Below are 19,102 nucleotides of genomic sequence, written 5' to 3' on the forward strand. Positions count from 1 at the left end.
GCCGGCAGGCCGGTGGGATGCCCCCCGTTGTCGGCGCCACCTGCCACAATTGCCGCGCACCCTCAGTTGAGAAGGCGGTACGGCATCGTGGCAACACCCAGCGCAGGTCCCATCACGGGGTCCATCGAAGGCAGGATTGCCGAGGAGCTCGGCGTACGGGAGCGGCAGGTGAAGGCCGCCGTCGAGCTGCTCGACGGCGGTTCGACGGTCCCGTTCATCGCGCGCTACCGCAAGGAAGCGACCGAGATGCTCGACGACGCGCAGCTGCGCACGCTCGAGGAGCGGCTGCGCTATCTGCGGGAGCTGGAGGAGCGGCGTGCGGCGGTCCTCGACTCGGTCAGGGAACAGGGCAAGCTGACCGACGAGTTGGCGGCGCAGATCATGGCCGCCGAGACCAAGGCGCGCCTCGAGGACATCTACCTGCCCTTCAAGCCGAAGCGCCGCACCAAGGCGCAGATCGCGCGTGAGGCAGGGCTCGAGCCGCTGGCGGACGGACTGCTCGGGGACCCCACGGTGGAACCGGCCGCCGCTGCGGCCGCGTTCGTCGACGCCGACAAGGGCGTCGCGGACGCGCAGGCCGCGCTCGACGGCGCCCGTGCCATCCTCACCGAGCGCTTCTCCGAGGACGCCGACCTGATCGGCGAGCTGCGTGAGCGCATGTGGGGCCGGGGACAGCTGGCCGCCAAGGTCCGCGAGGGCAAGGAGGAGGCGGGCGCGAAGTTCGCCGACTACTTCGACTTCTCGGAGCCGTTCACCGCGCTGCCCTCCCACCGGATCCTCGCGATGCTCCGCGGCGAGAAGGAGGAGATCCTCGACCTGACCCTGGAGCCGGAGGAGCCGGGGGACGCGGCCGGTGGCCCGTCCTCGTACGAGCCGATCGTCGCGGACCGGTTCGGGATCAGGAACCAGGGGCGGCCCGGGGACAAGTGGCTGTCCGACACGGTGCGCTGGGCCTGGCGGACCCGCATCCTGGTGCACCTCGGCCTCGACCTGCGGCTGCGGCTGCGCACGGCGGCGGAGGACGAGGCCGTGCAGGTCTTCGCGGCGAACCTGCGGGATCTGCTGCTCGCCGCCCCGGCGGGCACGCGCGCGACGCTGGGCCTCGACCCCGGCTTCCGCACGGGCGTGAAGGTCGCGGTCGTCGACGCGACGGGCAAGGTCGTGGCGACGGACGTCATCCACCCGCACGTGCCCGCGAACCGGTGGGACGAGGCGCTGGCCAAGCTGGCCCGTCTCGCCCAGGAGCACACGGTCGACCTGATCGCGATCGGCAACGGCACGGCGTCGCGCGAGACCGACAAGCTCGCCGGTGAACTGATCACCAAGCACCCGGAGTTGAACCTCACCAAGGTGATGGTGTCGGAGGCGGGCGCGTCGGTGTACTCGGCGTCGGCCTTCGCCTCGCAGGAGCTGCCCGACATGGACGTGTCGCTGCGCGGCGCCGTGTCGATCGCCCGCCGCCTCCAGGACCCGCTGGCCGAGCTGGTGAAGATCGACCCGAAGTCGATCGGTGTCGGCCAGTACCAGCACGACCTGTCCGAGGTGAAGCTGTCGCGCTCCCTGGACGCGGTCGTCGAGGACTGTGTGAACGGCGTGGGCGTGGACGTGAACACGGCGTCGGCTCCCCTGCTCGCCCGCGTGTCCGGCATCGGCTCGGGCCTCGCCGAGAACATCGTGGCGCACCGCGACGCGAACGGCCCGTTCACGTCCCGCAAGGGCCTCAAGGACGTGTCCAGGCTGGGCCCGAAGGCGTACGAGCAGTGCGCGGGCTTCCTGCGCATCCGCGGCGGCGACGACCCGCTCGACGCGTCGTCCGTGCACCCGGAGGCGTACCCCGTGGTCCGGCGCATGGTGAAGACGACGGGCGGCGAGGTCGCGTCCCTGATCGGGAACGCGGCGGCGCTGCGTGCGCTGCGGCCGGCCGAGTTCGTGGACGACAAGTTCGGTCTGCCGACGGTGTCGGACATCCTGAAGGAGCTGGAGAAGCCGGGGCGTGACCCGCGTCCCGCCTTCAAGACGGCGACCTTCAAGGACGGCGTCGAGAAGATCTCCGACCTGGCGTCCGGAATGGTCCTCGAGGGCGTCGTGACGAATGTGGCGGCGTTCGGCGCGTTCGTGGACGTCGGTGTGCACCAGGACGGGCTCGTGCATGTGTCCGCGATGTCGAAGACGTTCGTGAAGGACCCGCGGGACGTCGTGAAGCCCGGTGACATCGTCAAGGTGAAGGTCCTCGACGTCGACATCCCGCGCAAGCGGATCTCGCTGACGCTGCGCCTCGACGACGAGGCGGCGACGGGCGAGCCGGGTGCCGGTGGCGGGGCGGGTGCCGGTGGCGGTGGTGGCCGTCGCGAGCGTGGCGGCCGCCCGCCCCAGCAGCGAGGGCAGCAGCGCCAGGGCCAGGCACAGGGCGGTCAGGGCCAGGGCGGCCAGGGCCGACGCCAGCAGGGCCAGGGACAGGGACAGCGGCAGCAGTCCCAGGGACAGCGGCGTGGTGGCACCTCCGCGCCCGCGCCCGCGAACAGCGAGATGGCCGAAGCGCTGCGCCGCGCGGGCCTGCTCGACCCGAAGGGGCGCTGACACACCCGGGGCCGGTCACCCCACAGGTGACCGGCCCCGGGCGTCACGCCGACGCGGGCGGCTCATGTCAGCCCCCCCACGTGTCGGCACACGCACCACACATCAGCCCACGCCGCAGAGCGTCAGACGGACAGCTCCGTCACCTTGCCGTCGGCGACCTCGAGGCGCCGCTGCGTCCTGACGGCGTCCAGCATGCGGCGGTCATGGGTGACGAGCAGGAGCGTCCCCTCGTACGAGTCGAGCGCCGACTCCAGCTGCTCGATGGCCGGCAGGTCGAGGTGGTTGGTCGGCTCGTCCAGGACGAGCAGATTGACGCCGCGGCCCTGCAGCAGCGCCAGCGCGGCGCGCGTGCGCTCACCCGGCGACAGCGTGGCCGCCGACCGCAGAACGTGATCGGCCTTCAGGCCGAACTTCGCGAGCAGCGTGCGCACGTCGGCCGGCTCGGTCTCCGGCACGGCCGCGCAGAACGCGTCGAGCAGCGACTCCGAGCCGTGGAACAGGGCACGCGCCTGGTCGACCTCGCCGACGACGACGCCGGAGCCGAGCGTCGCGTGCCCCGCGTCCAGAGGCACCCGGCCGAGGAGCGCGCCGAGCAGCGTCGACTTCCCGGCGCCGTTGGCCCCGGTGATCGCGATGCGGTCGGCCCAGTCGATCTGGAGCGAGACCGGACCGAGCGTGAAGTCGCCGCGCCGCACCTCCGCGTCGCGCACCGTGGCCACGACGGCGCCGGATCGCGGCGCCGCCGCGATCTCCATGCGCAGCTCCCACTCCTTGCGCGGCTCGTCCACGACGTCGAGGCGCTCGATCATGCGCTGCGTCTGCCGCGCCTTGGCCGCCTGCTTCTCGCTGGCCTCGCTGCGGAACTTGCGGCCGATCTTGTCGTTGTCCGTGGCCTTGCGGCGGGCGTTCTTGACGCCCTTGTCCATCCAGCCGCGCTGCATCTGGGCGCGGCCCTCCAGGGCCGCCTTCTTGTCCGCGTACTCGTCGAACTCGTCGCGGGCGTGGCGGCGGGCGACCTCGCGCTCCTCCAGGTAGGCCTCATATCCGCCGCCGTAGAGGTTGATCTCCTGCTGGGCGAGGTCGAGCTCCAGGACCTTGGTGACGGTGCGCGTCAGGAACTCACGGTCGTGGCTGACCACGACCGTGCCGGCGCGCAGCCCGCGCACGAAGGACTCCAGGCGTTCCAGACCGTCCAGGTCGAGGTCGTTGGTCGGCTCGTCGAGCAGGAACACGTCGTAGCGGGACAGCAGCAGCGAGGCGAGCCCCGCGCGCGCGGCCTGGCCGCCGGAGAGCGAGGTCATCGCCTGGTCGAGGCCGACGCCGAGGCCGAGGGAGCCGGTGATCTCCTCGGCGCGCTCGTCGAGGTCGGCGCCGCCGAGGTCGAGCCAGCGCTCCAGGCTGACGGAGTACGCGTCGTCGGCCCCCGGCGCCCCGTCGACGAGGGCCTGGGTGGCCTCGTCCATGGCGCGCTGTGCGGCGTCGACGCCGGTGCGCCGGGCGAGGAACTCGCGCACGGTCTCGCCGGGGCGGCGCTCCGGCTCCTGGGGCAGGTGCCCCACGGTCGCGCCGGGCGGCGAGAGCCGCAGCTCGCCCTGCTCAGGGGTGTCGAGGCCGGCGAGGAGTTTGAGGAGCGTGGACTTCCCCGCGCCGTTGGCGCCGACGAGCCCGATCACGTCGCCGGGCGCGACCACGAGGTCGAGCCCGGAGAACAGGGACCGGTCGCCGTGCCCGGCGGCGAGGTTCTTGGCTACGAGAGTGGCAGTCATCAGACCGCCGATTTTAGCGATCGGGCGGACCGCCCACGCCCGCCGCTCCCCGCCGGCGCAAGACCCCCCTCATCGGGTCATGGCCGCCACCAGCACGCTCCCCGTGGTGCGGGCCACGACGAACGACTCGCCCCTGGTCGCCTTCGGGTCGAGCGCGATGCGGTGGCGGCCCGGTTCGAGCACGGCGTCGAAGACGTCCTCGGCGTGGGTGCGGTAGAGCCGGTCGAGGCGGTACGCGGTGAGGCGCACCCGGCAGGCGGAGGCGACCTCCACGCCCGCCTCCCCGTCGGCGGCGACGAGACGGGTGAGGCGCCGCTGCGGAACGGCGCGGCGGTCCAGGGCGCTCTCTATCTGGGCGACGAGAAGCGGGATGATCGGGGCGAGCCCGTCCACGTACGCCACCTCGGCGCCCGCCCGCTCGAACTGTTCGCGCACCGCGGCCCGGTCGGACTCGCTGACGGCGCGCCCGAAGGCGACCGCGCCGTAGGTTCGCAGTTCCTCGGGCGGCACACCGGCCGCGTCCTGGGTGATCTCGGCGCCGATGCCGATGGTGCGCAGCGCGGCGGCGAGTTTGGCGAGGACGGCGACACGGGCCCCGATGAGCAGGACACGGCGGGCCGGCTCCGCCGCGCCGTCGAGCAGCGGTCGCAGGGCCTCGCGGTACGCGGCGCCGTGGAAGCGGAAGGGGCCCAGGCCGTGGTACCCGTTGAGTTCCAGGTCGGCTCGCTCCTCGGTCTGCCAGGCGAAGTCGCGCCAGATGACGTCGGGCCCGTCCGCCTCGATGACCGCGGTGACGGCCCCGCATTCGAGGCCCTCGCACTCCGGGCACCCGTAGATGACGTAGCGGCCGCCGGGCAGCGGCGCGTCCGCTTCGAGGAGCAGGCTGCGGACGTGGGCCGTGAAGATCGCCGGCGGGACGTCGGAGGCGAGCGGGGAGACGGCGTCGAGGTCGGAGAGCTGGAACAGCAGCGGCGAGCCGTTCACGATGAAGTCCAGGAACTCCCGGTGGACCTGGTAGTCCCCGTTCGTGAGAACTCCACCGGCGCGCATGGCCGGTGCCAGGCCGAAGGTCGCGTACTCGGCAGACATGTCCTGAGCATTCCCACCCGAGACGTGATGTGAGCACGGCACGACGCATTCCGCTACGGTCCGTTCGTGGACAGTGACGCGAGCAGCGACGTGATCGTGGTCGGCGGCGGGGTCATCGGCCTGACGACGGCTCTTGAACTCGTGGGCATGGGACGGCGCGTGCGGGTCTGGACGCGGGACCCCACGCCTCTGACGACGTCGGCGGTCGCGGGCGCGCTGTGGTGGCCGTACCGGATCGACCCGGTGGAGCGGGTGACCGACTGGTCGCTGCGCTCCCTGCGCGTGTACGAGGAGTTGGCAACGCGGCCCGGTACGGCGGGCGTGCGCATGGCGGAGGGCGTGCACGCCGACACCGTCCTCGACGGTCTGGGGCCGTGGGCGGACGGGGTGGCGGGGCTTCGTCCGGCGACCGCGACGGAGTACGGGGGCGGCGCCGGCCTGTGGGCGCGGCTTCCGCTGGTCGACATGCCGGTGCACCTGGAGTGGCTGAAGGAGCGTTTTCTCGCGGCCGGCGGGCGCGTGGAGACGCGGGAGGTCTCGGACCTCGCGGAGGCGGGCGCGGCGGCTCCGGTCGTGGTGAACTGCACGGGCATCGGCGCCCGGACGCTCGTACCGGACGATTCGGTGCGCCCCCTGCGCGGGCAGCTCGTCCTCGTGGAGAACCCGGGCGTGGACACGTGGTTCACCGGTGGCGGCGACTCCCCCGACACCTCGACGTACTTCTTTCCGCAGCCCGGCCGGCTGATCCTGGGCGGCACGGCCCAGGAGGACGACTGGTCGCTCGACCCCGATCCCGCCGTGGCGGAGGCGATCGTGGCGCGGTGCGCGGGGGTGCGGCCCGAGATCGCGGGGGCACGGGTCATCGGGCACCGGGTGGGTCTGCGGCCGACGCGGCCCGAGGTGCGGGTGGAGCGTGAACGGGCGTCGTGGGGCGGGGTGTTGGTCCACAACTACGGCCAGGGCGGGGCCGGTGTGACCGTCGCGTGGGGCTGCGCCCAGGAGGCGGCCGGGCTCGCCGTCTCCTGAGTGCCGCGACCGTACGGGCCGGGGGCTAGCCGATCGGGTCGCCCTCACGGTCCGTGCCCTGGCCCGGCCCGATCCGGATCTCGAAGTCGCCGTCGTACTGCTCGTGTCCGGCGATGACCGCCGCCTCGACGGCCTCGACGCCCTTGTCGCCGCGGACGATCAGCGGGTCGTGGCGCAGGTCCCGCATCAGGGCCACGCACATCCCGATCATGACGAGGGTGAAGGGCGCGGCGACGAGGATCGTCAGGTTCTGCAGGCCCGTCAGCGCGTTGCCCGAGCCGTTGCCGATGAGGAGCATGACGGCGGCGACGGCTCCGGTGACGACGCCCCAGAAGATGACCACGACGCGGCCGGGTTCGAGGGCGCCTTTCTGCGAGAGTGTGCCCATCACGATGGAGGCCGCGTCGGCGCCGGACACGAAGAAGATCCCGACGAGGATCATCACGAGCAGGCTCGTCGCGGTGGCGATGGGGAACTCGTCCAGTACGCCGAAGAGTTGGGCCTCGGGGGTGGAGGCGTTGCCGAGTGCACCGCTCTCCTTCAGGCTCATCGCCGTACCGCCGAAGACCGAGAACCAGATGAGGCTCACGGTGCTGGGGACGAGGATGACGCCGCCGACGAACTGCCGGATCGTGCGGCCCTTGCTGATGCGGGCGATGAACATGCCGACGAACGGCGTCCAGGAGATCCACCACGCCCAGTAGAAGACCGTCCAGCTGCCCAGCCAGGCGGCGACGCCCTTGCCGCTGGACGCTTCCGTCCTGCCGATGAGCTGCGGCAGGTCACCGAGGTACGCGCCCAGGGACGTGGGCAGCAGGTCGAGGACCAGGATCGTGGGCCCGGCGATGAACACGAACACGATCAGGATCAGCGCGAGGACCATGTTGATGTTGGACAGCCATTGGATGCCCTTCTCGACCCCGGACACCGCCGAGGCGACGAAGGCGACGGTGAGGACCGCGATGATGGTGACGAGGAGGCCCGTGCTCGCCTTGTCCATCCAGTTGAGCACCTCGAATCCGCTGCCGATCTGCAGGGCGCCGAGGCCGAGGGACGCGGCGGAGCCGAAGAGCGTGGCGAAGATCGCGATGATGTCGATGACGCGGCCCCAGGCGCCGTGCGCGTGCCGCTCGCCGATCAGCGGCACGAAGACGGAGCTGATGGTCTGCCGGCGGCGGCGCCTGAACGTGCTGTAGGCGATGGCCAGTCCGACGACGGCGTAGATCGCCCAGGGGTGCAGCGTCCAGTGGAAGAGGGTCGTGGCCATGGAGGTCTCCATGGCCTGGGCGGAGTCGACGGGCCGGGTGCCCGGCGGGTGCGTGGTGTAGTGGGCGAGGGGTTCGCTGACGCCGTAGAACATCAGGCCGATGCCCATGCCGGCGCTGAACATCATGGCGACCCAGGAGACGGTCCTGAACTCGGGCGTCTCGCCCTCGTCGCCCAGTGTGATCTTCCCGTACCGGCTGATCGCCAGCCAGAGGGCGAAGACGACGAAGCCGGAGGCGGCCAGCATGAATGCCCAACCGCCGTTGTGGATCAGTCCTTTGAGGAGGCGTGTCGAGATGTCCTCGAGGGAGTCGGTGGCGACGGAGCCCCAGATGACGAACGCCACGGTGAGTGCGGCTGTCACGCCGAACACCACCCGGTCGGTCGCCGGACTCCGTCGCCCCGTCGCCTCCGCGGCAGGTTTGATGTCGGGATTATTCACCCTTCAGGACCTACCACAAATGGCGTGAATGCCCCGGATTCAGCAGGTTGTGTCGGGTTCCCCCTCGATGAGGTGGTACGGAGCACGCGCGTCGAGGAGCAGGGTCACGAGCGCCCGTTCGGACTGGCGCAGCGGCACGAACACCCCTTCCCCCGCCCGGTCCTTGCGCACGGTGATCCCGTGCAGCGCCAGCTTGTCCTTCACGGACGCGTACTGCGCCGCGTCGAGGCGGTAGCCGCAGGGCGGGTTCTGGATGATCTCCGCGGGCTCGGCCGGGTCGTTGTCCGCGCCGCCGACGTAGACGGGTCCGCGGTCGCGGTATCCGGCCACGCGGGCGGCGCCGGTGGCCGCCTCTATCCTGCCGCGATGCTGGTCGGTGAACGTGAACAAGCCGCCGAGAGCCTTGAGTTGGCTGTTCACCCGGCGGCGGTTGTTGAGCGCCGGGTCGGCCTTCTCCGCGTCGGTCCGGGGGTCGACGCGGCTTTCGATGAGCAGTCCGACCGCGTGCTTCACGCCGGAGACGTTGCGCAGGATGCGCTCCTGCCCGTCCCCCGCGGTCTGCTTGACGGGCTCACCGGTCACGGGGTCGGTCCAGATGCCGTACGTGCCGGTTGAGTATCCGCCCGAGTTGGCGGCGGGACGGACGTACGCCGTGGAGAGGGTCTCCGCCTCGTCGTGGACCTGGGTGTCGGTGTTGAGGTTGCGCGGCCAGAGGTCGAAGAGGTCCTTGTCGTAGTACTTGGGTGTGGCCCCGTACTCGTGGAGGTCGTAGATCACGTCGGGCTTGCGGTCGCGGATGACGGCGGCCATGGCCCGTGCCTCGGCGGTGTCCAGGGCGATGTGGTCGCGGTTGATGTCGACGCCGTCGGAGTTGCCGCGGGTGTTCGCGGCGCGGCCGTCGGGGTTGGCGGTGGGGACGACGAGCAGGGTGGTGCGGGACAGGAAGGCCTGCGTCTTCTTGTCCTTGGCGTAGGCGAGGTCGCGGATCGTGGTGAGACACGCCTCGCGGCCGGACGGTTCGTTGCCGTGCTGGCTGCAGATGAGCAGCACGGTGTTCGCGGTCGGGTGTTCGCCTATGCGGACGAGCTGGACGGGCCTGCCCTGCTTGGTGGTTCCGGCCGTATCGACGGAAACGCGGTCACTGCCCTTGTCGACCGCCGCGAGGAAGTCCTGTTCCTCGGGCTGGCTGGTCCAGCCGGCTCCGTCGCGCTGCTCGAAGCCGGTCCGCGGCACCGCGGTGGACGCCTGGGCCGGGGCCGTGAGCAGGGGCGCGGCGAGGGCGGCCGCCGTCGCGGCCAGGGCGAGGGTACGGATACGGGGTGTCATGGAACGCGGTGTCATAGGGCGCTGCCTCCCGGGACGGGGCGGAAGGGGCGGGGCTCGGCCAGGCGCTCGGGTGCCGAGGTGCGCGGCGCGGCGGTGTGGGTGCCGGCCGTGGCGGACTCGAACGCGTGGGCTCCGCCGACGAGGGGGACGCGCGCGGACGTCCTGGCCAGGTCGAGGGTGAGCGTGGGCCTGGTGGACGGCGGGTCGATGAGGTCCTTGTCGGTGCCCGCGACGATCAGCGCGAGACGGTGGCCCGCCGGCACGACGTGGTCGCTCGGGGCCAGGTCGAGGGTGATCGTGTAGGGCTTGCCCGGGGTGAGCGGCTTGCCCGTGCGGTCGGAGGCGTAGTTGCCGAGGTCGGCCCAGCCGCGGCTGAACACGGTCCGGTCGACGTCGGCGGTCTTGGCCTCGGTCCGCAGGAAGCAGGAGCTGTCGCCGGCCGTGCTCGCGCCCCAGCAGGTGCGGTCGGTGAGCGTGGTGATGCCCTCGCCGGCGTCGGCGTAGTCGCGGATGGTGGCCGGGCCGAGGTCGACGAGGACGGCCGAGAGGTGGGCGGTCGTGGTCGACGGGGTGGCGGTGACGGTGACCTTCGACGAGCCGGACAGGCGCAGGTCCTTGCCGAGCGGCTCGGTGATGAACCCGGCCTTGTCGGGCGTCGACTTGTCGATCTGCGCGGCCCAGTCGGTCTCGCTCAGCTTCGGGTCGTCGGTGAACGCCTCGGTGCCCGAGCCGTGCTTCAGGCCGAGCGTGCCGACACCGGCCGCGCTGCCCTTGGCGGGGCTCAGACGCACGGCGTCGGTGGTGCGGGGCGGCCAGACACGGTCGGTGGTCCAGTGGTCGGGGGTGCGTTCGATGTCGGCCATCGGCTCGCGATCCACGCCGTTGTCGTAACCGAGGAGTTCATGGTCGAACCAGCGGTGGAGGGTGTCGACCCAGGCGCTCCGGCGGGAGTCGAAGGGGTCGACATGGCCGGTCTGCGCGAGCCAGATCTTGCGGTCGACGCCCGCCTTCGCGAGGGCGTCCCACCACTGGCCGAAGTGCTTGGCGCGGACATTGAGGTCCTGCATGCCGTGCACGACGAAGACGCTGGCCTTGACCTTGCCGGCGTCGGGCACGTAGTTCCGCTCGTCCCACAGGCCGGTCCAGTCGCCCGACCTGGGCGCCTCATCGACAAGTCGCTTCTGCACGGCGGCGCAGCGCGCGCGGGCCTCGGGGCTCTCGACGTAGTCGGACAGCCACTCGGGGCCGCTGTCGTACAGGGGCGCGCCCTGCTGGAAGTAGTAGTCGTACCAGGAGGAGATGCCGCCGATCGGGACGATCGTCTTCAGGCCCTCGACTCCGGTGGCGGCGACGCCGTTCGCGATGGTGGCGTCGTAGCTCTTGCCGATCATGCCGGTTCTGCCGTTGGTCCAGCCGGCCTTGGCACGTTCGGTGCCCGTGCGGGTCGTGTAGCCCTTGCCGCGACCGTTCAGCCAGTCGACGACGGCCTTGCCGGACTGGATGTCGGAGCGGCCGCCGACGTCGACACAGCCGTCGGAGCGGTTGGTTCCGGCGAGGTCGACGGCGACGAAGGCGTAGCCGCGCGGCACGAAGTAGTTGTCGTAGTACAGCGGGAACTGGACGACGTTCCCGTGCTCGTCATACGTCTTCAGCTGGCTCTCGTTGCCGCGGCCGCAGCAGGAGTAGTACGGGCTCGCGTCCATGATCACGGGGACTTTGCGGCCCTGCTGCGCGGGTTCGCGCGGCCGGATGATGTCGACGGCGACCCGGTCGGTCTTTCCGTCGCCGTCCCCGTCGAGCCGGGTGTCGACCCAGACGGATTCGCGGATGGCCTTGTCGTACGAGTAGACGGGCTTCGACTCACGGGGCGCGGCGCTCTGGGCGGCCCCGGGAGAGACGAGGACGGCTAGGAGTGCGGCGGTGGCCGCTGTCGCGAGCGTCCTCCACAGGTGGCGCGTGCGTCTCTCAGGTATCGGCATGGGGCGGAAGCTACCCCGGTCAACTCCCGTGCAAAAGAGGGCAGTCCGTGACGATGGAAGGTACGAGGAAAGGAGTGTGGGACGTTGTGGCACATGTCGGCCGAATGGCGATCGTGTGACACGTGGGGCCATGGACATGACCGGGGCAGGAGGGGCTGAATAGGGTCGGCAACAACCTTCACGGCCCTACGACTTGGAGCTTTCGTGTACCGCAGACTCATCGCCCCGGGCGCACTGGCGGCCGCTCTCATGCTGGCGATCCCGGCATCGGCGGCGGACTTCGCCCCTGGGGCTTCGGGCATCGGCGACCCCTACTACCCGGACTACGGGAACGGCGGCTACGACGTCTCCCACTACGACCTGCGGCTGAAGTACCAGCCGAAGACGGACCTCCTGGAGGGCACGGCGACGATCCTCGCCACGTCCACGCAGGACCTCTCGCGCTTCGACCTCGACTTCGGCCTCAAGGTCAGCGAGGTCCTCGTCAACGGCAAGAAGGCCAAGTTCGCCACGTCCGGCGTGGAGGAGCTCGAGGTCACTCCGCCGGCGGGCCTGCCGAAGGGATCGACGTTCACCGTCGTCGTCCGCTACGCCGGCAAGCCGTCCGAGGTGAAGCTGTACGGCTTCACGTCCTGGCAGCGCACCCCGGACGGCGGCGTCGGGGCGAACGAGCCGGAGTCCGCGGCCTGGTGGTTCCCGTCCAACGACCACCCGCGCGACAAGGCCACGTACGACGTGTCGGTGGCCGTGCCGGACGGGACGCAGGCGATCTCCAACGGCGTGCTCCAGTCGCAGTCGTCGAAGCTCGGCTGGACACGCTTCAACTGGCGCTCCAACAAGCCGCAGGCGACCTATCTGACCACCCTCGCGGTCGGCAAGTTCGACATCACGACCGACAAGACCGCGGACGGCCTGCCGGTCGTGAACGCGTACAGCAAGGACCTGGGCGACAACTACGGCGCGGCGCGCGCGAGCGTCGAGCGGACCACCGAGGTCGCCGAGTGGCTGGAGACGAAGTTCGGGAAGTACCCCTTCGACGCGCTCGGCGGGTACGTCCCGAACGTGCCGTCCAGCTTCGCCCTGGAGACGCAGACGCGGCCGTTCTACAGCCCGAAGCAGTTCGCGAACGGGTCGAACGTGTCGGTGATCGTGCACGAGCTGGCGCACCAGTGGTACGGCGACAGCGTCTCCGTGGACGGCTGGAAGGACATCTGGATCAACGAGGGCTTCGCCCGCTACAGCCAGTGGCTGTGGTCGGAGAAGGAGGGCGAGGGCACGGCGCAGGAGCTGGCGGACTACACGTACGCGCAGCACCCGGCCGACGACGCGTTCTGGCAGGTCAAGCCCGGTGACCCGGGCGCGGAGAACCAGTTCGACATCGCCGTGTACGACCGCGGGGCGCTGGCCATCCAGGCGCTGCGCAACGAGGTCGGCGAGAAGAAGTTCGCCGCGATCCTCAAGGGCTGGCCGCAGGAGCACGCGTACGGGAACGCGAAGGTCTCCGACTTCGTGAAGTTCGCCGAGAAGGTCTCGGGCAAGCCGCTGGCGGGGCTCTTCGACACGTGGCTCTACCAGCCGTCGAAGCCGGGCGCGGCCGCGGCGCAGCGGGACCGCGTGGCGCGGGCCGGGGTGGCGCCGGCGAAGCCGAAGTCGTGGAAGCAGATCGCCGCGACGAACTCGGTGCACGACCACTGACGCCTGATCGCGCCGTGGCGCGGTGACCGCTTCTCGGGCCAGCGGCGGTTCGGGGTCGGCGGCCCTTCAGGGTCAGGGACCTTTCGGGGTCAGCGACCCTCCGGGGTCAGCGACCCTCCGGGGTCAGCGGGTGCGGGCCGCTTCGGCGGCTCGCGCCCGTCTCGCCATCGGCAGATAGCGCAGGCGCTCCGGCAGGAGCGGCACCACCCGTCGTACGACCGCGCCGAACCGACGCAGCCTGCGCTCCTGGACCGGGGTCCACGGCAGGCCGATGGCCTCCCGCGCGTCGGGCGGCATCAGCCCGATCGTGAGGAAGCGGCGGAAGCGCGCCAGCGGCGGCAGCAGCACCGGCCACAGTGCGCGCAACGCGAGCCTGACCGGCAGCGGCCCGCGGTCGGGCGGCGGGACAGGCACGTCGACCGCGACGAGTTCACGCACGACCACCGTCAGCTCGACCTCGTCGGCCAGGACCTTGCGGTAGTAGGGCCAGAACTCCTCGACGGTCTGCGGCATGTCCCGGTCGTGCAGGCCGAGGATCCGGCCGACCTGGAGCCACTCCGCGTAGAGACGGCGCTCCTGCGCCTCGGTGAAGGGGCGGCGGCCGAGGTAGCGCTGGGCCTGGCGGTAGACGGGGAAGCCGGTGGCGTGGACCCAGGCGTAGTAGGCGGGGGTCAGCGCGTGGTAGCTGCGGCCCCGGGTGTCGGTGCCGCGGATGGTGCGGTGGAGCTGCCTGAGCCGGCGGCCCTCGCGCGCGGCGGCGTCACCGCCGTAGACCCACAGCATCACCGAGCGCAGCGACCGCTCGCCGCGACCCCACGGGTCCGTGCGGAAAACGGAGTGCTCGTCGACGCCGGCGCCGACGGCCGGGTGGGCCACCTGAAGGGTGAGCGCCGCCGGAAGCGCGAGCAGGGAACGCGCCTCACCTGCGATGTCCCACAGGATGCCGCCGGGCGGGGGCGGCTCCGGATCGGGCTCGTGCTGCTTCATACGGCTCCCCAGCGGTTCCCGGGTGATACGTGATCCAGTATGCGACCCCGAGGCCCGGTGGTGCCGGTCAGGGGTGGCGAACTGTTGGGTTTTGAGCGTGCTCTACCGCGCAGGAGTGAGCGTGAGTGTGTGGAGTGTGCGGTGGGCACGCGGAATCCTGTGTCGAATGCGTGACCTCGGCCGGGTGGGGCTCGTTGGGCAGGTGGACTGATGATCGGATTGCGTGAGTGGCTCGCTGGACGGAGCGGGTGGGGTGGCCGGGAAGGCGTTGCGGGTGTTGGCGGCTCCGTTTGTGACTCCATCCCCGAGCGGGGTAGCGGTGCGGACCCGTCTCAAGGGCCTGTCCGCAACCGATACCGCGGTACTCGGTGTGGTCGGGCGGCATTTGGGGTCGTTGGCTGCACGGGATCTGAAGGTCCGCAGCAGGGCTGGGCTCGGTCACGATGCCGGTCAATGGGCGGTGCGTAAACGGGATTTGAGTGCCCTCTCATCGGCGCGGTGGGCGGGGTCGGTTACCAAGGCCTCGCATGACCAGTGGGCGCTGGCGCGGCGGTGCCTGGCCGCGCATGTCCGGGAGCTGGAGGCGGGCATCACCTGTATCCGGCAGCGCCTCGCCCTGGAACTGGGCGCCAAGGGCGAGCGGGGTGTGCCGGGCGGGTATCGCTCACGGCGTGAGTGGCATGCCAAGTCGCGCCGCCTGCGCGTCCTTGAGGACCGTTTGGCCCTCGCACGAGCGGATTGGGTAGCGGGCCGGGTGCGGGTGGTGCGTGGCGGAAAGCAGCTGGCCAATACCCGGCATCACCTGGATGCGGCCGGACTCAGCGAGCAGGGGTGGCGCTCTCGTTGGGAGGCGGCCCGGATGTTCCTGTCCGCCGACGGCGAGTCCGGCAAACGCTGCGGCAACGAGACCATCCGCCTCGATCTCGACGGGCAGTTGAGCCTCAAACTCCCCGCCCCGCTCGCCCACTTGGCGAACGCCCCGCACGGCCGCTACGCACTGGCCGCCCGGGCGGTGTTCGCGCACCGGGGCCAGGAGTGGGCGGACCGGGTCGCCGACCACCGGGCAGTCGCGTATCGCATCCACCATGATGTGCTGCGAGACCGCTGGTATGTGACCGCATCCTGGCAACGCACCCCCGCCCCCGCCCTCACCCTGGAAGCCGCCCTGGCAGACGGGACCGTGATCGGCGTGGACACCAACAACGATCACTACGCCGCCTGGCGCCTCGACGTCCACGGCAACCCCCTCGGGCGTCCGAAGTGTTTCTCCTACGACCTGTCCGGCAGCGCCCTGCATCGGGATGCGCAGATCCGGCACGCCACCAGCCGCCTGCTCCACTACGCGCAACAGTGCGGCGCGAGCGCCATTGCGATCGAGAACCTCGATTTCGCGGACTCCAAGACCCGGGAGAAGCACGGCCGTAACAAGCGTTTCCGCCGCCTGATCTCCCGCTTTCCCACCGCACAGCTAGCTGCCCGGCTCATTTCGATGGCTGCCGAGCAGGGCATCAGCGTGATCGCGGTCGATGCCGCCTACAGCAGCCGGTGGGGCGCCGAGCACTGGCAGAAGCCGACCAGCATCCCCACCCGTCAGACCACCCGGCACGAAGCCGCAAGCCTCGTGGTCGGAAGGCGCGCCCAGGGTTTCGGGGCGCGGCGACGGACGACACCGCCCCCACGCGACCGGAGAGATCGCCCGGGGCATCGGATCGCCCAGGCCGCACCCCGAAACCCCGGACGTGAGGGAGACCGCCCACCCCGGCCCGGACCACCACCAGCAGTGGTGACGCCACCAGGGAAGCGAAAGCGGCGACCCAGCCCGCCCAACACCGTTCGGGACGGGCGTAGCGAACGAGAGTGGATCTACGACTCACTCCCGCTCACTATCTAGGAACGGTGTGCCATGCCGCCACTGCCCTGTGACTCACTGCCCAACCGGGACGCCAGGTCGGACGCGAGCTCCGAGACACAGGTGCGCAGGTCCGTCTCGGCGGCGGCGACCGGGCCGCGTGGCACTCCGGTGAGGTCCGCGCGGGGCCGGACGGGGGCGCACTGGCAAGGCTGGGGCGGTTGCTCGCGCCCGGGGGCGGCCGAGCCCTGCGCGCCGGACCACCGCCGCGCCCGGCCGAGGACCCCTGCCGCGAACAGGGCGACCGATGCGCCGACTTGACCCACCTTGAGGTGGAATTCCAGGGGCAGGGGTACGAGGGCCATGCCTTGGGCCTACCCGACCACCCCCGACTCGCAACGTGCGGCTCAGTCCCCGTGGTCGTACACCGTCACCGCGAGGCCCAACGGCAAGGTGGCGTCACCTCGAAGACCTACGCGATCTCCGACATGACGCCACCGTAGGGGCTGCCACTGACAGTGGGGGCGGCGTTACTCGCCGTCGGTCAGCTTGGCCAGTTCCTGGGTCGCCTCGCGCTGGATGCGGCGGCGGGCGGCGAACCAGCCGGCGACGAGCAGGACCGCGATGACCGGGATCAACATCAGGGTCTTGCGGCCCGTGTCCGGGTCGTTCCACATGAGACCGAGCACGAGCAGCAGGAAGACGATCGTGACGATCTCGGTGACCGGGGACCAGGGCAGGCGGAACGACGGCCGCTTGATCAGGCCCTGCTTGGCCCGCCGGACGAACGCCAGGTGGGCGACCATGATCATGACCCAGGTGCCGATGATGCCGATCGAGGAGACCTCGATGACGATCTCGAAGGCGTCGTGCGGGAGGAGGTAGTTGAGGCCCACGCCCAGGACGCCGACGCCGGCGGTGAGCAGGATGCCGCCGTACGGCACCTGGCTGCGGTTCATGCGGGCGGTGAACTTCGGGGCGGAGCCCGACATCGCCATGGAGCGCAGGATGCGGCCCGTGGAGTAGAGGCCGGAGTTGAGGCTGGACATGGCCGCGGTGAGCACGACCAGGTTCATGATGTCGCCGATGCCGCCCACGCCCAGCTTGCTGAAGAGCGTGACGAAGGGGCTCTCGTTCGACGAGTACACCGAGGACGGCAGCAGCAGCGCGAGGAGCAGCACCGAGCCGCAGTAGAACAGGCCGACGCGCCACATGATCGAGTTCACCGCGCGCGGGACGACCTTCTGCGGGTCGGCGGTCTCGCCCGCCGCGACACCCACCAGCTCCAGGGCGGCGTACGCGAAGACGACACCCTGCATGACGAGGACCACCGACATGGTGCCGCCCGGCATGAATCCGCCGTGCTCCGTGATCATGTTCAGGCCCGGGGTCTGGCCGTCGATCGGGTGCTGGGTGGCGACCAGGAAGATGCCCACGAACAGGAAGGCGACGAGCGTGGCCACCTTGATGATCGCGAACCAGAACTCCATCTCGCCGAAGTACTTCACCGAGATCAGGTTCACGCCGAGCACGACCGCGAGGGCGATCAGCGCGAGCACCCACTGCGGAATGGTCGTGAAGGCACTCCAGTACTGGGTGTACAGGGCGATCGCGGTGATGTCCGCGATGCCTGTCATCGACCAGTTGAGGAAGTACATCCAGCCGGCGACGTAGGCGCCCTTCTCGCCGAGGAACTCGCGCGCGTAGGACACGAAGGAACCGGAGGACGGCCGGTACACGACCATCTCACCGAGGGCGCGTACGACCAGGTAGGCGAAGACACCGCAGACGAGGTACGCGACGGCGAGTGCGGGGCCCGCCGAGTGGAGGCGGCCACCCGCTCCGAGGAACAGTCCGGTACCGATCGCGCCACCGATCGCGATCATGTTGACGTGGCGGGCCTTGAGGTCCTTGCTGTAGCCGGCGTCACCCGCGTCGGCGGGCGTCTGGGACGCATCTGTGCGGGATGCGTCCAGAGCCGTGTTGGCGGCTTCCTTGCTCACGTGGGGGGATCCCTCTGTGGTGCCCGGATCGCTCCGGGGTCCGGATGTGCTGCGGCCCGCGACATTCCTGACATGGCGCGGACCGACTGTGCACCTTCCCCCACGAACCGAGCGGCACGCGGTGGCGGAGATCACATAGCGGCACTTCTCACATGATGATCAACCCCTGTACAGCGGGTTCGGCGAGGCGTATAAGCACTCGCTCATTCCCGAACGGCCCCTGGGCGCCCGCCTTTTCCGTCGCGCCGCGCTTTCACAACGTTGGTGTGTCAGCAATACTGTTGAACCTGCTGGGCGTGGAACCGGAGCGCGGCAGGACGCGGGAGCCGAGAAGCGAGGCGCAGCATGACGACGGACACCGAGGAGCCGACGCTCACGGTCGACGAACTGGCCGCGCGCGCGGGCGTCACCGTCCGTACGATCCGCTTCTACAGCACGAAGGGCCTGCTGCCGCCGCCCGTGATCGGGCCGCGCCGGGTCGGCCACTACGGCCCGGAGCACCTCTCCCGGCTCGCGCTCATCGAGGAGCTCCAGCACCAGGGCATGACCCTCGCCGCGATCGAGCGGTATCTGGAACAGCTGCCGACGGACCTGAGCGCGCACGATCTCGCGATCCATCGCGCGCTGGTCGCGAGCTGGGCCCCGGACGCGGAGGAGGACGTCACACGGGCGGAGCTGGAGCGCCGGGCGGGGCGGGCCCTGTCCGGGGAGGATCTGGACCGGCTCGCCGCGATGGGCGCCGTCGCGTACCTGGAGGACAGCGACAGCTTCCGCGTGGACCCCGGTCTGCTGCGGCTCGGGGTGGAGCTGCTGGGGGTGCCGATCGCCCACGAGACGATCCTCGCGGCGCGCACCGTCCTCATGGAGCACACCCGGGACGCCGCGCAGGAGCTGACGCGGCTGTTCCGCGACGAGGTGTGGGGGCCCTACCGGGAGCGGGAGTCGAACCCTGAGGATCCCGCGCACGTGGCGGCCATGAAGTCGCTGTCGGCCCATATGCAGCCGCTGGTGGTGCAGGCCCTGGTGACCGCGTTCCAGCGGTCGCTCAAGGAGCAGCTGCGGGAGGCGTTCCGCGCCGAGAGCTGAGCCCCCGGCGC

General features: G+C 70.8%; 13 protein-coding genes. 5 read left to right on the forward strand and 8 right to left on the reverse strand.

Features of this window, described 5'->3' with window-relative positions; translation table 11 throughout:
• Nucleotides 1–87 precede the first annotated feature (87 nt).
• A complete protein-coding gene (locus tag OHO83_RS11255) occupies nt 88–2,577 on the forward strand; it encodes a Tex family protein (protein WP_330279376.1) in 2,490 nt (829 codons plus the stop codon).
• Between the two features lie 122 nt (nt 2,578–2,699).
• Here OHO83_RS11255 and OHO83_RS11260 read toward each other — a convergent pair whose 3' ends face one another.
• Together OHO83_RS11260 and OHO83_RS11265 are read right to left on the reverse strand one after the other, a co-directional pair.
• A complete protein-coding gene (locus tag OHO83_RS11260) occupies nt 2,700–4,343 on the reverse strand; it encodes an ABC-F family ATP-binding cassette domain-containing protein (protein ID WP_330279377.1) in 1,644 nt (547 codons plus the stop codon).
• A gap of 69 nt (nt 4,344–4,412) precedes the next feature.
• On the reverse strand, nt 4,413–5,432 hold the full coding sequence (locus tag OHO83_RS11265; RefSeq protein WP_266675490.1) for an oxidoreductase: 1,020 nt from the start codon (nt 5,430–5,432) through the stop codon (nt 4,413–4,415).
• 66 nt (nt 5,433–5,498) lie between these two features.
• Here OHO83_RS11265 and OHO83_RS11270 point away from each other — a divergent pair, with 66 nt between their 5' ends.
• Nucleotides 5,499–6,458, forward strand: coding sequence for an FAD-dependent oxidoreductase (locus tag OHO83_RS11270; protein WP_330279378.1), 960 nt, complete (start codon nt 5,499–5,501; stop codon nt 6,456–6,458).
• Between the two features lie 25 nt (nt 6,459–6,483).
• Here the strand turns inward: OHO83_RS11270 and OHO83_RS11275 are convergent, their stop codons facing one another.
• The 3 genes from OHO83_RS11275 to OHO83_RS11285 form a co-directional block, all read right to left on the reverse strand.
• On the reverse strand, nt 6,484–8,097 hold the full coding sequence (locus tag OHO83_RS11275; protein ID WP_329437693.1) for a BCCT family transporter: 1,614 nt from the start codon (nt 8,095–8,097) through the stop codon (nt 6,484–6,486).
• A gap of 108 nt (nt 8,098–8,205) precedes the next feature.
• Nucleotides 8,206–9,492, reverse strand: a complete 1,287-nt coding sequence (locus tag OHO83_RS11280) for a M14 family metallopeptidase (protein WP_266675488.1) — start codon at nt 9,490–9,492, stop codon at nt 8,206–8,208.
• Nucleotides 9,493–9,503: 11 nt separating this feature from the next.
• On the reverse strand, nt 9,504–11,471 hold the full coding sequence (locus tag OHO83_RS11285) for a Xaa-Pro dipeptidyl-peptidase (RefSeq protein ID WP_266675487.1): 1,968 nt from the start codon (nt 11,469–11,471) through the stop codon (nt 9,504–9,506).
• Between the two features lie 204 nt (nt 11,472–11,675).
• Here OHO83_RS11285 and OHO83_RS11290 point away from each other — a divergent pair, with 204 nt between their 5' ends.
• Nucleotides 11,676–13,166, forward strand: coding sequence for a M1 family metallopeptidase (locus OHO83_RS11290; RefSeq protein ID WP_330279379.1), 1,491 nt, complete (start codon nt 11,676–11,678; stop codon nt 13,164–13,166).
• A 123-nt stretch (nt 13,167–13,289) separates the two neighbouring features.
• Here the strand turns inward: OHO83_RS11290 and OHO83_RS11295 are convergent, their stop codons facing one another.
• A complete protein-coding gene (locus OHO83_RS11295; RefSeq protein WP_330279380.1) occupies nt 13,290–14,153 on the reverse strand; it encodes an oxygenase MpaB family protein in 864 nt (287 codons plus the stop codon).
• A gap of 223 nt (nt 14,154–14,376) precedes the next feature.
• Here OHO83_RS11295 and OHO83_RS11300 point away from each other — a divergent pair, with 223 nt between their 5' ends.
• A complete protein-coding gene (locus tag OHO83_RS11300) occupies nt 14,377–16,044 on the forward strand; it encodes an IS200/IS605 family accessory protein TnpB-related protein (RefSeq protein WP_443066041.1) in 1,668 nt (555 codons plus the stop codon).
• On the opposite strand, the gene OHO83_RS11305 is transcribed toward OHO83_RS11300, so the two are convergent.
• Both OHO83_RS11305 and OHO83_RS11310 read right to left on the reverse strand, forming a co-directional pair.
• Entirely contained in the window at nt 16,041–16,367 is a 327-nt protein-coding gene (locus OHO83_RS11305) for a hypothetical protein (protein WP_330279382.1), read from the reverse strand. The two genes, OHO83_RS11300 and OHO83_RS11305, sit on opposite strands and share 4 nt — an antisense overlap.
• A 165-nt stretch (nt 16,368–16,532) precedes the next feature.
• On the reverse strand, nt 16,533–18,005 hold the full coding sequence (locus OHO83_RS11310; protein WP_266675482.1) for an amino acid permease: 1,473 nt from the start codon (nt 18,003–18,005) through the stop codon (nt 16,533–16,535).
• A 345-nt stretch (nt 18,006–18,350) separates the two neighbouring features.
• On the opposite strand from OHO83_RS11310, the gene OHO83_RS11315 reads away from it, so the two are divergent.
• Nucleotides 18,351–19,091: a MerR family transcriptional regulator gene (locus OHO83_RS11315; protein WP_266675481.1), complete on the forward strand. Its 741-nt coding sequence runs from the start codon at nt 18,351–18,353 to the stop codon at nt 19,089–19,091.
• The last annotated feature ends 11 nt before the right edge of the window (nt 19,092–19,102 follow it).

It is taken from the genome of Streptomyces sp. NBC_00569 (assembly GCF_036345255.1).
In the GTDB taxonomy this organism is placed as follows: Bacteria; Actinomycetota; Actinomycetes; order Streptomycetales; family Streptomycetaceae; genus Streptomyces.